The organism is Streptomyces sp. NPDC031554 (genome assembly GCF_055580685.1).
In genome coordinates, this window is record NZ_JBVIKX010000012.1 from 132988 (window position 1) to 147458 (window position 14471).

Genomic DNA, 14471 nt, shown 5'->3' on the forward strand with positions numbered 1-14471 from the left:
GGATCGAGGAGGTCCACGCCGTGGCCGTGGGGTGTGCGAGCGGCCGCCGTTCGGGCGCCGCTCCGCGATCCTCAGGTGACGATGTTCTCCGCGTACGGGCACGTCCGTCCGTACACGGCGTCGAACGTGACCCGCTGACCCGCCAGGAGGCCCACGAGCCCGTGGTCGGCGATGTGGGAGTAGTGGGCGTACACGTCCGTGCCGTCGCCGTCCTGCTCGATGAAACCGAAGCCCCGTGCCGTGTTGAACCACTTCACCGTGCCGGTCGCCATTTATCCCCTCCTCCTCACAGCCGGTCGGATGCGCGCGGCACACGGCTCGCTTCGCACTCCGCACTTCACACTCCGCGCGGCGGACCCACCGGGGCCGAATAGCGCCGAACACATCCGGAGTTCCGGGTGAATTCAACGGGACGGCAGGACGAAGTCCGGATTCAATTTTCTTCCGGCCCGGAATGTTTTCCTCGCACGGCCGGATCCACCGCTCTCGCGCTCGGATATTCCGCGGTCATGACACCACAGGTGCGCGTCGGGCACGGTCGGGCGGCGATGGCGCGCGCCGGGCCGGTCGTCACCGCGGGCGGGCCCGACGGATCGAGCGGGCAGGCGGCAAACGGCTGGGCCCGCACCGATCGGTGCGGGCCCAGCCGTCACGTGCGCGCCGCGGATCAGACGGGAACGATGTTCTCCGCCTGCGGGCCCTTCTGGCCCTGCGTGACGTCGAAGCTCACCTTCTGGCCTTCCTGCAGCTCACGGAAGCCGGAGGTGGCGATGTTCGAGTAGTGGGCGAAGACGTCGGCGCCGCCGCCGTCCTGCTCGATGAAGCCGAAGCCCTTTTCCGCGTTGAACCACTTCACGGTGCCAGTAGCCATGTCATATCTCCTTCGGGGCATTACCCGTGGGACCTGCACTGTGCACATCCCGCGTCGCCGTGATGACCCCGTCCGGAAGAAAAACCGGCATGAAAAAGCGCACCTGCCGACCTGGGGGACGGCAGGGCACTTGAAGTTTTCGGGAACCACAACTGCAACTGGAAGAACCGTAGCACGGAATAACGACCCGAGCGAGCGCCGGTAAAAACCACATCGTTTCTCGATCAGTCCGCCGACATACCCTCACCGCGCATGAATCGGATTTCTGCGGCGACGGCGACAGAATTTGTGCCGTGAGCCCATGGCGGCACGGGCCTCCCCTCCACGACATCCGCCACCGCATCCGTCTCGGGGAGCGCACCGACACGCGCCGGCCGGAAGGCGGCCCGACGGGACCACCACCGGGCCACCGCGAGCGACGGGCCCGGGGACCCGGCCGCGCCGGAGTCCCCGGCGCCGCCTTCAGGCACCGAGGGGCGGCGGGGCGGGCGAGCCCGACCGCCCCGCCTTCCGACCGCCCTGCCGCCGACCGCCCGGCGGCCGATGGTCGATGGCCGGCGGCTCCGACTCGACGGCCGAGCCGATCCGGTCGGCCGTCCCGGTCAGGAAGGCGTCCCGGTCAGGAAGGAATGCCGGTGCCGTCTCCGCCGAGTGGTGCGGGCCCGCCCGTCCGTCACCAGGGCACCTCGCCCTCGTCGTCGAAGAAGCGGCCCGTCGGCCCGTCGTCCGCCACGGTCACCAGCCGGATCGCGGAGGCCGCGCCCTGCTGCGGGGTGCGCACTCCCCGGAAGCCGTTGAGGTCGGTCGCCGTGAAACCGGGGCAGACGGCGTTGATCAGGATGCCCGTGCCGGCCAGTTCCTTGGCGTACTGCACGGTGACGGCGTTGAGGAAGGTCTTCGACGGCGCGTAGGCGACCGAGAGGGGACCCGTCTCGGCGCCGGGTGTGCTCTGCAGTGTCAGGGAGCCGACACTGCTGGAGACGTTCACGATCCGCGGCGACGGCGAGCGGCGCAGCAGCGGCAGCAGGGCGTTGGTGACGCGGACGACGCCGATCACGTTGGTCTCCACGGCCGCCCGTATCCGGTTCACGTCGACCGTGGTGGGCTCCTGCGGGCCGCCGCCGGTGATCCCCGCGTTGTTGACGAGCGCGTCGAGCCGCCCGGCCCGCTGCTCGATCAGGCCGGCCGCCGCCGCCACGCTCGCGTCGTCGGTCACGTCGAGCGGCACGCCGAACGCGTCGGCCCCGGCCGCGCGCAGCTTCTCCACGGCGGCCTCGCGCCGCTCCCCGTCCCGCGCGCCGACCCCGACGGACCAGCCCAGGGCGCCGAGTCCGACGGCGATCTCGTACCCGATGCCCTTGTTGGCGCCGGTCACCAGCACGACCTTCTGTCCGTTCACGTTGTTCCCGCTGTTCCCGCTGTTCGTCTCGCTCATGACGTCGATCCTTCTCCCGCGGCCGCCGGGGCGTCCAAGACCGATCGGGTGGGCGTCGATACCGTCCGGGTATCGCCCCTGGCCGGCCCGGTTACGCTGACGAGGTGGAGACACGTGAGCTGCGGTACTTCGTCGCGGTCGCCGAGGAGTTGCACTTCGGCCGGGCCGCCCGGCGGCTCGGGATCGCCCAGCCTCCGCTGTCGCGGGCGATCGGAGGGCTCGAACGGCGCCTGGACGCCGCCCTCCTGGAGCGCGGCAGCCGGGGCGTCACCCTGACCGGGGCCGGGGCGGTGCTGCTGCGGGAGGCGCGGGCGGCGCTGGACGCCGTGGAGGCCGCCGAGCGGCGCGCCCGCCGGGCCGCCCGCGCCGCGGCCGGCCGGCCGGCCGTGGTCCTCGCCGCGAAGGCGGGCGCCTCCGACGAACTGCTGGCGAAACTCCTGGACGCCTATGCCGCCGAACCCGGCGCCGTCGCGGTGGACATCGTGCTGTGCGGGCCGGGCGAACAGGTACGGGTGCTGTGCGACGGCCGGGCCGACGTGGCCCTGTTGCACCGGCCGTTCGACGACACGGCCGGCTTCGACACCGAGGACCTGCACACCGAGGGACAGGTCGTGGTCCTCCCTGCGGACCATCCCCTCGGCGGCCGCCCCCACCTGCGGCTCGCCGAGGTCACCGGCCTTCCCGACCTGCCCCTCCCCCGCTGGCCGCGCCCCGACGGCACCTTCCCGGACGGCCCCGGCCCGCAGGTGCGCGACCACACCCAGCTCACCCAGCTCATCGCCCTCGGCCGTGCGTGCGCGGTCGTCCCGGAGTCGGGCCGCACCGGCCTGCGCGAAGGCCTCACCGCCGTACCCGTCCTCGACGCCCCCCGCGTCACCACGGTCATCGCCTGGCCCCCGCACAGTCGCTCGACGGCGGTCGCGGGACTGGTCCGCGCCGCCGGCGCCCTGTGACCGGCGCGGACGAGGGAACGAAGGGACGGAGGGACGGAGGGACGACTTGCGCTGAAGTGCGCTCCAAGTCGTAACGTCGCAGGCACCGCGGCGCGCAGGGCCCGTTTCGCCCGACGCCCCTCACGGGATGCCGAACGGTGGAATCCGACGCTAGATGGATGAGGGGCCTCGCGCCGCCCCGACGACGAACGAACACGCGAACGCGCGAACGTACGCGCAGAGAAAGGTGGGACACGGCATGCGGAAGCGCAGCCTGCGGGACCTCCAGGTGTCGGCCATCGGCCTGGGGTGCATGGGCATGTCCGCCTTCTACGGATCCGCCGACCGGGAGGAGGGGATCGCCACCGTCCGGCATGCCCTCGACCTCGGGGTGAACTTCCTCGACACCGCGCAGATGTACGGGCCGCTCACCAACGAGTCGCTCGTCGGCGAGGCGATCCGGGGGCGTCGCGACGAGTACGTGATCGCGACGAAGTTCAACTACCGGATGGACGACGCGGTGCCAGGCGACATCAGCACGGTCGGCCCGCAGGACGGCTCGGCCGAGCACGTCCGCAGCTCGGTCCACGGTTCCCTGAAGCGTCTGGGGACCGACCACATCGATCTGTACTACCAGCACCGGGTCGACCCGAACGTACCGATCGAGGAGACGGCCGGCGCGCTGGGCGAGCTGGTCGCCGAGGGCAAGGTGCGGTACATCGGCCTGAGCGAGGCGAGCGCGGAGACCATCCGGCGCGCGCACGCCGTGCACCCGGTCACGGCGGTGCAGAGCGAGTACTCGCTGTGGTCGCGGGACGTGGAGGCCGAGGTGCTGCCCGCCTGCCGTGAGCTGGGCATCGGCTTCGTGCCGTACTCGCCGCTCGGCCGCGGTTTCCTCGCCGGGCGGTTCACCTCACCGGACGAGCTGGACGCGAACGACTGGCGCCGCGAGAACCCGCGCTTCCAGGACGCCAACCTGGAGGCGAACCTGCGGCTGGCGGCGAAGGTGAAGGAGATCGCCGCCGAGAAGGAGGTGACCCCGGCCCAGCTGGCCATCGCCTGGGTGCTGGCCCGGGGCGAGGACCTGGTGCCGATCCCGGGCACCAAGCGCCGCACCTACCTGGAGCAGAACGCCGCGGCGGTCGACATCACGCTGACCGGGGACGAGCTGGCCCGCATCGACGCGGAGCTGCCCGAGGCGTCGGGCGAGCGGTACGACGAGGCGGGGATGAAAAGCGTCAATCGCTAGGAGTGTTCCGCCGGCGGCGCCGCGGTTCCCCTCCGCCGCGCCGTCGCCGCCGGCTGCGGGCCCGCACCGGTCCCGGGCCCCACCGGTCTCCTCGCCGGTCGGATGTCACCCGATCGTGCGGCAGGCCCCTCTCCGGCGGTTCGGGCGACCGCATCAGCCGTGGGCCCGGTGGCCGGGCGGCCGGTCCTGTCAGAGCCGCCGTCCGTCGTCCGCCCATGCCGCTGGCGGATGCCGTCGTCCTGTTCGATCAGGCATGGACCCGGTTCGAGTCGTGGCCGGCCGCTCACTCGCCGGCGGACCGTGCCGCGCTTCGACCGCCGGCCGTCCGCACCTCTGCGTGCCGTTCGCGCTGCCCGACGACGGGGGTGTCGCGTTCGTCGATCACCGGCCCGGCCCCACGTACGGGCACGTGTACGAGATGGGCGTCGGCTCCGGCGACCTGGACGGCACCCTTGAGGGCTCGATCCTGACCGAGTTCGTCCGCGCCGTGACGGACGCCCTGGAGTCGGGCACGCCGTTCCTGTACCGCCGGTCGGCCGCCTTCGAGCACTCCTCGGGCAGGACCTGCGCCGAAGGGGGATCCGTTCCTGAAGGCCTCCCCTTTCCCCGCAAGTCCGGGAAGGGGCTTCCCCTCCACCTCGCGGGAGCGGTGAAGCCGCAGCGAGGGAGCAGGGCCCTGCCCGTCCACCGGAGCAGGCTCACGCCGTACCGGGTGCCGGGCGCTCAGGGACGGGCGAACAGCCTTCCGAGGTCGTCGAAGGCGTCGCCGACGAACCGTCCCAGGGTGTGCTGCGGGTCGGCGGTCTCGATCCAGCGTTCGAAGGCGGTCTTGAACACGGCCAGACCGGCCTCCGCGGCGAGGCGTGCCTCCGGCTGCGCCGTTCCGCGCCGCATCAGGGCACCGGTGAGCGTCTGCGACCAGGACGCGAGTTTGGCCAGTTCACGTTCCTGCAGTTCCGGGTGGGCGGCGATGACGGTCTGACGCCGCCGCGCCAGCTCCCTGCGGTCCTCCATCAGCCCGGAGAGTTCGAGCAGGGCCGCTGTCACGGCCTCGGCCGGGGTGAGCGCCGCGGAGCTCCGGGTCACGGCTTGTTCCAGGACCTCCTGGAGCTGCCGATTCCCGGGGAAGAGCACCTCACGCTTGTCCGCGAAGTGGCGGAAGAACGTCCGCTCGGTCAGTCCGGCGCGCTGCGCGATCTCCTTCACCGTGGTCCGCTCGAAGCCCACTTCCGCGTAGAGCTCCAAGGCCGCGTACTCCAGTCGGCCGCGCGCGTCCGGCGCCCATCTTCCCATGGCTCCACCCTACGTGATGACAGTGACTGCCATCGATGAGCTACTGTAGTGATGTCAGTCAATGACATCACCTTGATCACAGGTGTCCCCCAGCTCATGCGAAGGATCACTCATGCGCGTATTCGTCACCGGAGCGTCCGGCTGGATCGGCTCCGCGGTCGTCCCCGAGCTCATCTCCCACGATCACCGGGTCACCGCCCTCGCCAGGTCGGACGCCGCCGCCCGAGCCCTGCGCAAGGCCGGGGCCGAGGTGGTCCGAGGATCCCTGGACGACCTCGACATCCTGCGCGGCGCGGCCGCCGACTCCGAGGGCGTCGTCCACCTGGCCTTCAAGCACGACGCCGCCTTCTCCGGCGACTTCAAGAGCGCCATCGCCGCCGACCGCGGCGTCGTCACCGCGATCGGCGCCGCCCTCGCGGGCACCGACCGGCCCTTCATCGCCACCGGCGGTACCCCCGCCGTCCCCGGCCGCACCGCCACCGAGCACGACGGGCGTCCCGCCGCCACGGACGCCGTCGACGACAACAGCCCGGCCGGCCGCGCCGGAACCGACGAGATGGTGCTGGCGCTGTCCTCCCGCGGGATCCGTTCCGCGGTGCTGCGCCTGCCGCGCGCCGTCCACGGGGAGAACGACCCCGGCTTCACCACCTCGCTCATCGCCACCGCCCGTGACAAGGGCGTGTCCGGGTACGTCGGCGACGGCTCCCAGCGCTGGCCCGTCACCCACCGTCTGGACGCCGCGCGCGCTTTCCGCCTCGCCTTGGAGAAGGCACCTGCCGGCTCCCTCCTGAACGTCGTCGGACAGGAGGGCGTCACCATCCGGAGCATCGCCGAGTCCATCGCCCGCCACCTGGGCGTGCCGCTCTCCTCCGTCGCCGCCGAGAACGCGCTCGAGCACTTCGGCTGGCTGGGCGCTCTCGTGTCGCTGGACCAGCCGGCGTCCAGCGCGATCACGCGTGAGCTGCTCGGATGGCGACCGACGCATCCCACGCTCCTGGAAGACCTCGACCAGGGGCACTACTTCCGCTGAGCGGGTCGCGCCCGACCAGGGCCGTGCCGGTACGGCGCGGCCGGGGTCACACCGTGTGCGTCGGCGCCGCTCCTGCCGTGCGCCGCGGGCTCCTCCCCCGCGGCCGGCCGCTCGACGGCGGCCGTGGCGCCCCGGCGGTCCTCGCCCCGTGCGAGGCCCGTCGCGGGTGCGGGAACCGGGTCAGCACCCTCGCGCCGGCTGGACCATGATCAATCTCCGCGCCGACCACGGTTCGACTGATCCCCGGGGCCGGGACAGATGCAGGACGTGCGGGCCGGCCCGCTCCAGTCCCCCGCGCGCCGTCCCAGGCCCGTCGAAGAGGGCGGGGCCGGCCCGGACCGCCATGCCCCACACCCGGTACACGGACGCCGCGGTGAAGCAGCCGCGTTCGGACGGCTTCGACGTCCAGGATGAGGACGTGGCCCGCCTCTCGCCGTTCGTGCGCCACCACATCAACGTGCTGGGCCGGTATTCCTTCCAGCTCTGCGAGCCACCGGAAGGGCTGCGGCCCCTGCGTGACAAGAAGGCCACGGGCGAGGAGTGACAGCCACCGACGCTCCTCAGCGAAAGTCCTGGACCGTGGTCAGGGGTTCAGCAACTGGCGAAACTGCTGGTCGAACTCCCGCGGGTCCCGGCTCAACGATGCCTTGACCATTTCGGTGAACTCGTCGACCACCACCTCGACGGCGTCGGCCTCGACGCCGTCGAGGGTGATTCGGGCGACATCGGCCGGGTCCATCTTGGGCATGTCGTAGCCCTTCATCATGTCGGTGTCGGCCGCCCCGAGATGCACCGAGGTGACGAGCGTGCCCTGACCGGCCATCTCCTGGCGCAGCGCTCGACTCATGCTCCAGACGGCTGCCTTCGAGACCGCGTAGGCGCTGCTGCCGGGGAAGACGAACCATGATGCCGAAGAAGCCATGTTCACGATCGAGCCCCCGCCATTTGCCGCAAGGACCGGTGCGAAGGCGCGGGCCATCGACAGCGTGCCCCAAAAGTTCACGTCCAGTGCGGCATGTACCGCCTGCAGGTCGCCGAGCAGGGCGCCGCCTCCGATGCCGGCATTGTTGACCAGCAGGTTCACATCGTCCGCCGTGCGGGCTGCGGCGGTGACGGCGTCCGGGTCGGAGATGTCCAGTGCGAGGACCTCGACGCCGTCGAGATCGATGGACTCGGGACGACGGGCGGCCGCGTAGACCTTCGCGCCTCGCTCGACGAGCTGGGCAGCGAGGTGGCGGCCGATACCGCGGTTGGCTCCGGTGACGAGCGCAGTGGCTCCGTTGATGTTCATGAGACGTACGCTAGAACCTCACGTCGACGTGAGGATCAAGTCCGAAGTGACGGAAGGTGTCATGCGTATCGGAATGGTGGCCGAACGCGCTGGAGTCAGCGTCCGTGCGCTGCGGTACTACGAAGAGCAGGGGCTCGTCATCGCCGACCGCAGCCCCAGCGGCCACCGGCGGTACCCCGAGTCCGCCGTCGAGCGGGTGAAGTTCATCCAGCTCCTCTACGCGGCCGGTCTGGCCAGCAAGGCGATCCGGCAGATCCTTCCGTTCCTGGACACTCTCGTCGCGACCCCGCAGATGACACGCCGGCTCATGGACGAGCGTGCCCGTATCAGGGGCCAGATCGACGCCCTGACCAGGGCGCACGATCGACTCGATGAGCTGATCCGCCTCTCCGCCGAGTACGAGAGCACCCCGGCTGCGTGCTCGGCGACGTAGCCGCATCGCACGCGTCACCTCTGCGGCACTGACGGCGATGAGAGAAGCCGTTCCGGCAGTGGGCGTTCTCCAAGCCTCACGCTGATGCCCGGAGCCGTCCTCCCTCACGTGTCGACGTCCCACGACATCGATGCCGACAAGATGCTCGAGGTGCTCCGCATCGGCAAGGAGAAGATGTCCGGCAAGGGCACCGAGAGCGCCGAGAAGCGTGTCGACCCGCTCCGCCGGCGGACGGGCCTCGTGCGGGAGCAGGTCATCGAGGACGTGGCCGCCTCCTTCCGCAACCGCTACGGGACGACCGCAGGCGAAGTCGCGGTGGAAGAGATGGACCGCGCGGAGGAACCGGTGCGGTCGAAGCTCGCGACCGAGGAGCGGACCGCGCGCGTGCCGTGAACGCCGCATTCTGCCGGGTGCCGCCTCGTACCCGGCAGGGCGAGCAGGTCTTTGCCCGTGATCATGTCGGCTGGTGGTGTCCTCCCCGTCCGACCGTGGTCACGCCGGGTCCCTCGCTGGAAAGGCCCCGGTCGAGCGCCTCCGCCCAGAACCGGCCGGCCGCCCGGTCGTCGAGAGCCTTGATGTTCACCTGAACGGGTCGCGGTCCCCTGTCGGCGGTCTCCTGCGCCCGCCCCGGCACCCCGCGGTTCGGGACCGGGCCGACAGGGCGTCAGGTGTGGCGTTGGCGCCGCCTTCTCCTGAGTGATGACGCCGGGACCGGTCACCTCGCGGCGGGCACCGCGGGCGGGACGCGCGGACGCCGTCACCGGGACGGGAACGTCCGGCTGCGGGTGAGGTGCGGTACCGGCTCACCAGCTTAGTCACCCCGGCGGCCCGTGCCATCCCGGCCGCGGGCGGCGACCGCGCGGGAACGGCTCCCGGATGGCACGGCCCGCCGAGTGGTGGAAACATCGATGGTGTGCTTGGCGCCGCTCCACGCTCGTGCGAGGAGGGATCGTCATGGCCAAGCGTCTGGTCGTCTGCTGCGACGGCACGTGGAACTTCGCCGACCAACCGAGCAAGACCAATGTCGCCAAGGTCGCCCTGTCCGTGCGTCCAGGACACGCGGACGGGAAGGAGCAGCGCGTCCACTACCACGGTGGCGTGGGCACCCGGCGGCAGGAGCGGCTGCGCGGTGGCGCGTTCGGCGTGGGACTGTCCCGGAACGTCCTCGACGCCTACCGGTTCCTCGTCGAGACGTACGAGCCCGGCGACGAACTGTTCCTCTTCGGTTTCAGCCGGGGCGCGTTCACCGCGCGGAGCCTGTCGGGGCTGCTGCGCAACTGCGGTGTGCTGCGCCGGGACCACGTCGACCGGATCCCGGAGGCCTGGGACCTGTACCGCAACCGGATCGAACGGCCGACCGGCGCGGCGGCGACGCTGTTCCGCCGCTCGTACGCGCGTGAGACGCGGATCCACTTCATCGGCGTGTGGGACACGGTCGGCGCCCTGGGCATCCCCGTCCCCGACGCCACGTGGCTGCAGCCGGCCGTGCGACGGTTCAACCGCCGCTGGGCGTTCCACGACACCGAGCTGAGCAGCTGGGTGGGGGCGGCCTTCCACGCGCTGGCCGTCGACGAACAGCGCTCGGCGTTCCGGCCGACCCTGTGGCACCAGCAGCCCGGCGCGGCCGAGCAGGGCCAGGAGCTGAAGCAGGTGTGGTTCGCCGGGGTGCACTGCGATGTCGGCGGCGGCTACGAGGAGACGGGCCTGTCCGACGTCACCCTGCTGTGGATGGTCGACCAGGCCCGCAGACACGGGCTGGCGTTCGACCCCGATGTGCTCGGCACGGCCGGGCCGAAGGTGATGAAGCCGGAGCAGAGCGTCGACTTCCGCGTGCGGCCGGACGGTTCGGGCGCGATGCACGCCTCGTGGACGGGCGCGTACCGGGCGTTCGAGCCCCTGCACCGGCCGCTCGGCAAGGCGGTCGACGGCGACGGCGTACCCGACGGCAACGAGTTCCTCGCGGTGCCCGCCAAGGAGCGCCACGACCGTGACGCGCGCTACCGTCCGCCGGAGCTGGAGCGGTATCTGAGCGGTCAGGAGTCGGTCCGGCTGGAGCCCGTGCTGCTGCCGGACATCGCCGCGGGCCTGCCGCCCATGCCTCCCGCGGCGTCCGCCCCCGGTACGGCGGCCGACGCGCGGGGCGGGCACGACCGCACCGTCTGACACCACGTCCCGCACGACCGGCGCGCCACATCCCGCGTCCGCGACCGGGATCAGTGCGCCGCGATCCAGCGCCGGACGGCGTCGTTGACGGTGTCGTCCATGGTGCTCAGCGCCTCCACGGCGTGCAGGTCTCCGGGCTCGGGCGCGACTCCTGCCCGCACGAGCGCCGCGTGCAGCTCGAGGCGGCGGCAGTCGGCCGGGAGCAGGGAGGGTCGCCGGGCAGGCTCGGGGGCGTGCCGGGGCGTCTCCTCCTCGGCCCGTGCCCGGGGCGGCACACGCCAGTCCTCGTCCCCCCACTGCCCACCCGTTCCCGGCTCGTCGAGAGTCGTGCTCGCGTCGACACCGCAGCGGTAGGGGTCCAGGATCAGCCGGGGCATCGTCACGGCGGTCGGTGAGTGCTTCCACTCCTGCATACAGCCGGCCTCCAAGGTCGGTGTGCGTTCGGCGTTCGTTCGGTGTCCAGGAGGCGGTCCGGGCGGTCGGCAGTTGCGGTCCGGGCGGCGGACCACCCGATCGCACCCAAACCCATCTCGTCACACCGGCGCACCGTCGGAAAGGACGACGACACGTGCGCCGGTGCGGCGTCCCGCCGGCACGCGCGCGTGCGTGAGCCGTCGGCGGCCCGTCCGGAGGCGGCGGTCCTCCGCGGCCCGTACCGACCACTTTCGGCCGCGATCTGTTCCGGCGGCCGGTTCATGATGCATGGTGGGGGTGCGGGTCACGCCTCCCCCGGACGAAGGACCGCCCGCCGGGCCGCGCCGTCCCGTCTGCCGGACGGCCGGGTCCGCCGCACCTCCCGGCTCCCCACGGGAGGCATGCGGCTGTCCGGACGCGGATCGTCGTACGGTGTCCCGTCCGGCGGCGGCCGGGACGCGGAGCGGTTCGACACCGGGGCGTGCGGACGGGGCGCGCGGACGTCCCGTCCGCACATCGTGTGCGGAAAACTCCTGTGCGCCGGCTCGCACACCTCTGCGATCATCCCCGGATGGCGCACCGTCTCGAATCGCTGGTCATCCGGCACACCCACCGCCTCCCCTCCCCCGCGGGCTCCGCCGGCGAAGGAGCCGCCGCCGCGCGGCAGTTCGACGCGGCGCTGATGTCCGTGGGCTTCAAGCTGTCGCCGGAGCTGCTGGAGCGGCTGTCGGGACTGTCCGAGGCCGCGGTCGTGCACACGGCCGGGCGGACGCTGCGCACCGTGAGCGAGATGGTGGGCGACCACGTCCGGCACAACCCGTACTTCATCGACTTCCCCGCGAACGTGCCGGACACCGAGGAGTTCTGGACGCGGTGCGTGGCGGAGGCGCTCGCCGACGACGCCTCGCGCGAGAACGTGCTGACCCGGTCGGCCCACGGGACGCTGGACCTGCTCGGTCTTCCCTCCTACGGCCGCTACCGGCACACCTACGAGGAGATGCTCGCGGCGCAGGACGAACTGATCGCCTCGGACCGCGACCGGGTGACCGTCCTGCACCTCGGGCGGGATCTGGACGACGAACTCACCGACCTGTACCTGGCCCTGGCGGGCAGCACGACGCCGCTGGGCGAGGAGCACCTGGGCGACCTCGGGATCCTCGCCGAGCGGTGCGCGCTCGGCCCCCAGCCCGAGTCGGTCCCGGTCCGGGAGAACCGCGCGGTGGTCAACCGGGCCCGTCTCGCCGCCGGCGCGGACCTCCTGCTGGACACCGTCACCGATGTGCTGCGGCTCGCGTGCGCCCTGTCGGGCGGTGACGTGACGCTGCGGGAACCGACCCGGTTCCGGGCCCTGCCGCGGCCGGTCCGCCGGGCGCTGATCGCGGGTCTCGACGCCGTGGTCGCGGCGGACCCCGCCAAGCTGGCCGACGTGCACGCGCACCGCGAGCCCTTCAAGCGGCTCGGCGAGCGTCTCCACCCGCACGAGTACCCGCGCCGGCCGCACGCCGCCGAGGTGTTCGCCGTGGCGCGGGGCGAGAAGGAGGCCCGGTCCTTCGACAGCCGTGTCCAGAAGCTGCTCGACGAGTACGACGTCCTCGGCGCGACGCGACTGCTGAAGTCCGCTCCCGGCAAGCTGTTCCGTGCCCTGGACCTCCTGCTGCGCATCGCCGCCGACCAGGGGGAACGGGACGCGGTGGTGGCCGCCGCGGTGGAGGTCGCCCCGCGGGTGTCCGGCCGGGTCGTGCTCTCGGTGCGCGAGCACTTCCAGAACCGGGAGCGGGAGACGGCCGAACCCCGGATCTTCGTCAACCGCCGGGGTCGCGGCTGGGTCGTCCCGGACGCACGGCCGCCCGTGCCCGCCGCCGACCGTGAGCGCCTGGTCGCCGCCCTCGACGCCGAGACCCGGCGCCGGCTCCCCGCGCCGGGCCGGCTGCTGCTCGGTCCCGGCATCCTCGACGTGGCGCTCCCGCTCAGCGGCAGGGCGACCGCGGCCGGGCTCGGCGTCCTGCCGCGCGGTTCGGTGTCCGCCGTCGAGGGGGAGCGGCTGCGCTTCTTCGTGTACTGGAAGGAGGCCGGGCAGCGCACCGACTACGACCTCTCGGCGCTGCTCCTGCACACGGACTACAGCACCGACTCCTGGCTGTCCTACACCTCCCTGACGGCGCTCGGGGGCAGGCACTCGGGCGATGTGACCGAGGCGCCCGAGGGGGCCTCGGAGTTCATCGACCTGTCCCTGGAACGGGTGCGCAGCACGTTCGTCGTTCCGCAGGTCAACGTCTACGCCGGTGAGGGTTTCGAGGAGGTCGCGGAGTCGTTCTTCGGCTTCATGCTGCGCGACGGTGAGCAGGAGGGCCGCCCGTTCGAGCCGCGCACGGTGCGGATGAAGTCGGATCTGCGCGGGGCGGGCCGGGTGGCGCTGCCGCTGGCGTTCCGGCGCGAGGACGACGGCGGCTGGCGGGCGAAGTGGCTGCACCTCTACCTGAGGGGCGTCTCGTCGGCCAACCGGGTCGAGGAGAACCAGGTGTCGGTGTCCAAGGTGGTGCGCGCCGTCGTCGAACGCGAGTACCTGACGGTGCGCCACCTGGTCGGTCTCCTGTCCGGCGGCACCACGGTCGTGGAGCGGTGGGACGGCGGGCCGGTGCCGGACGAGCCGGTGCTGTACATCGGTCTCGAACGTCCCGAGGGGCTGCACCCGGACTCCCGGGTCGTCACGCCAGAAAATCTCCGCGACCTGATCCCGGCCTGAGTGCTAGCGTTGCCCGCGGCGAGGCCATGAAAGGACTTCCTTCTCCACTCCTTCTGAAACGAGTTCTTTCGCTTTCCTCGCCGTCGACGTCGCTCGACGAAGGCGCCCGCGCTCACCGCGCGGGCGCCTTTGCGCTCCCCCCGCTCGGCGAGCGGGTCTCACCGCGCTCGCCGAGGGGACTCACCACGCCTGCGGGTCAGGAGACGCGCTTCAGCTGCCAGGCGTTGTTGCTGAGGCTGGGGGTCGACGAATAGATGCAGCTGCTGGTGTAGTACGAGCTGGTCTGGACCCAGCCGGCGGGCTGGTAGGTGGAGGCGCAGGCGTTGACCACGGTGCCGACCGGCAGACCGGTGAGCTGCTTTATCTGCTTGATGTTCGGGCTGAAGCTCTGCGTGCCGCAGCTGCTGCTGTAGCCCCAGCTGACGTCGACGTAACCGGCCGGGGTGACGACGCTCGCACAGGAGGTGAAGACATCACCGGGAGCGGCCTGGGCGGGCGCGGCGGACAGGGCGAACATCGCTGCCGTGCCGGTGAGGGCCAGACAGGCGGAACGAAGGCGACGCATCTGTGGTGACTCCTTCTGATCGCGGGCGGCCGGTCAGGCCGAGAAGGCATTT

At 71.9% G+C, this 14471-nt stretch carries 13 protein-coding genes and 2 pseudogenes; 8 read left to right on the forward strand and 7 right to left on the reverse strand.

Annotation, left to right across the window (positions count from 1 at the left end):
- Window positions 1-71: 71 nt before the first annotated feature.
- From ACZ5FU_RS27755 to ACZ5FU_RS27765, 3 genes are all read right to left on the reverse strand, one after another.
- Window positions 72-272 (reverse strand): cold-shock protein, encoded by a 201-nt coding sequence (locus ACZ5FU_RS27755; RefSeq protein WP_451778554.1) that lies wholly within the window; start codon window positions 270-272, stop codon window positions 72-74.
- Between the two features lie 395 nt (window positions 273-667).
- The gene (locus ACZ5FU_RS27760; RefSeq protein WP_451528382.1) at window positions 668-871 is read right to left on the reverse strand and encodes a cold-shock protein; all 204 of its coding nucleotides are present in this window, start codon (window positions 869-871) and stop codon (window positions 668-670) included.
- 673 nt (window positions 872-1544) lie between these two features.
- A complete protein-coding gene (locus tag ACZ5FU_RS27765) occupies window positions 1545-2306 on the reverse strand; it encodes an SDR family oxidoreductase (RefSeq protein WP_451528381.1) in 762 nt (253 codons plus the stop codon).
- Between the two features lie 104 nt (window positions 2307-2410).
- Here ACZ5FU_RS27765 and ACZ5FU_RS27770 point away from each other — a divergent pair, with 104 nt between their 5' ends.
- Window positions 2411-3259 carry a LysR family transcriptional regulator gene (locus tag ACZ5FU_RS27770; protein ID WP_468645771.1) on the forward strand — a complete coding sequence of 283 codons (849 nt, stop codon included), beginning with the start codon at window positions 2411-2413 and terminating at the stop codon, window positions 3257-3259.
- Window positions 3260-3497: 238 nt separating this feature from the next.
- Window positions 3498-4487, forward strand: a complete 990-nt coding sequence (locus ACZ5FU_RS27775) for an aldo/keto reductase (RefSeq protein ID WP_451528380.1) — start codon at window positions 3498-3500, stop codon at window positions 4485-4487.
- A 723-nt stretch (window positions 4488-5210) separates the two neighbouring features.
- On the opposite strand, the gene ACZ5FU_RS27780 is transcribed toward ACZ5FU_RS27775, so the two are convergent.
- Window positions 5211-5780 (reverse strand): TetR/AcrR family transcriptional regulator, encoded by a 570-nt coding sequence (locus ACZ5FU_RS27780; protein WP_451528378.1) that lies wholly within the window; start codon window positions 5778-5780, stop codon window positions 5211-5213.
- 112 nt (window positions 5781-5892) lie between these two features.
- Here ACZ5FU_RS27780 and ACZ5FU_RS27785 point away from each other — a divergent pair, with 112 nt between their 5' ends.
- Together ACZ5FU_RS27785 and ACZ5FU_RS27790 are read left to right on the forward strand one after the other, a co-directional pair.
- Complete coding sequence (locus ACZ5FU_RS27785) at window positions 5893-6810, forward strand: SDR family oxidoreductase (protein ID WP_468645773.1); 918 nt, start codon at window positions 5893-5895, stop codon at window positions 6808-6810.
- A gap of 349 nt (window positions 6811-7159) precedes the next feature.
- Window positions 7160-7354: pseudogene (locus tag ACZ5FU_RS27790) on the forward strand (Tn3 family transposase); the annotation flags it as partial.
- 39 nt (window positions 7355-7393) lie between these two features.
- Here ACZ5FU_RS27790 and ACZ5FU_RS27795 read toward each other — a convergent pair.
- Window positions 7394-8101: an SDR family oxidoreductase gene (locus ACZ5FU_RS27795; protein WP_451778557.1), complete on the reverse strand. Its 708-nt coding sequence runs from the start codon at window positions 8099-8101 to the stop codon at window positions 7394-7396.
- A gap of 61 nt (window positions 8102-8162) precedes the next feature.
- Here ACZ5FU_RS27795 and ACZ5FU_RS27800 point away from each other — a divergent pair, with 61 nt between their 5' ends.
- The 3 genes and pseudogenes from ACZ5FU_RS27800 to ACZ5FU_RS27810 all read left to right on the forward strand — a co-directional run bounded on the left by ACZ5FU_RS27800 (window position 8163) and on the right by ACZ5FU_RS27810 (window position 10697).
- Window positions 8163-8534: a MerR family transcriptional regulator gene (locus ACZ5FU_RS27800; protein WP_451778560.1), complete on the forward strand. Its 372-nt coding sequence runs from the start codon at window positions 8163-8165 to the stop codon at window positions 8532-8534.
- 87 nt (window positions 8535-8621) lie between these two features.
- Window positions 8622-8927, forward strand: a pseudogene (locus tag ACZ5FU_RS27805) (lipoate--protein ligase family protein); the annotation flags it as partial.
- A gap of 561 nt (window positions 8928-9488) precedes the next feature.
- Window positions 9489-10697 carry a DUF2235 domain-containing protein gene (locus ACZ5FU_RS27810; RefSeq protein ID WP_451528374.1) on the forward strand — a complete coding sequence of 403 codons (1209 nt, stop codon included), beginning with the start codon at window positions 9489-9491 and terminating at the stop codon, window positions 10695-10697.
- Between the two features lie 50 nt (window positions 10698-10747).
- Here the strand turns inward: ACZ5FU_RS27810 and ACZ5FU_RS27815 are convergent, their stop codons facing one another.
- A complete protein-coding gene (locus ACZ5FU_RS27815) occupies window positions 10748-11110 on the reverse strand; it encodes a hypothetical protein (RefSeq protein WP_451528373.1) in 363 nt (120 codons plus the stop codon).
- 572 nt (window positions 11111-11682) lie between these two features.
- Here ACZ5FU_RS27815 and ACZ5FU_RS27820 point away from each other — a divergent pair.
- The gene (locus ACZ5FU_RS27820) at window positions 11683-13854 is read left to right on the forward strand and encodes a TerD family protein (protein WP_469047258.1); all 2172 of its coding nucleotides are present in this window, start codon (window positions 11683-11685) and stop codon (window positions 13852-13854) included.
- Window positions 13855-14050: 196 nt separating this feature from the next.
- Here the strand turns inward: ACZ5FU_RS27820 and ACZ5FU_RS27825 are convergent, their stop codons facing one another.
- The gene (locus tag ACZ5FU_RS27825; RefSeq protein ID WP_451528371.1) at window positions 14051-14419 is read right to left on the reverse strand and encodes a hypothetical protein; all 369 of its coding nucleotides are present in this window, start codon (window positions 14417-14419) and stop codon (window positions 14051-14053) included.
- Between the last annotated feature and the right edge of the window lie 52 nt (window positions 14420-14471).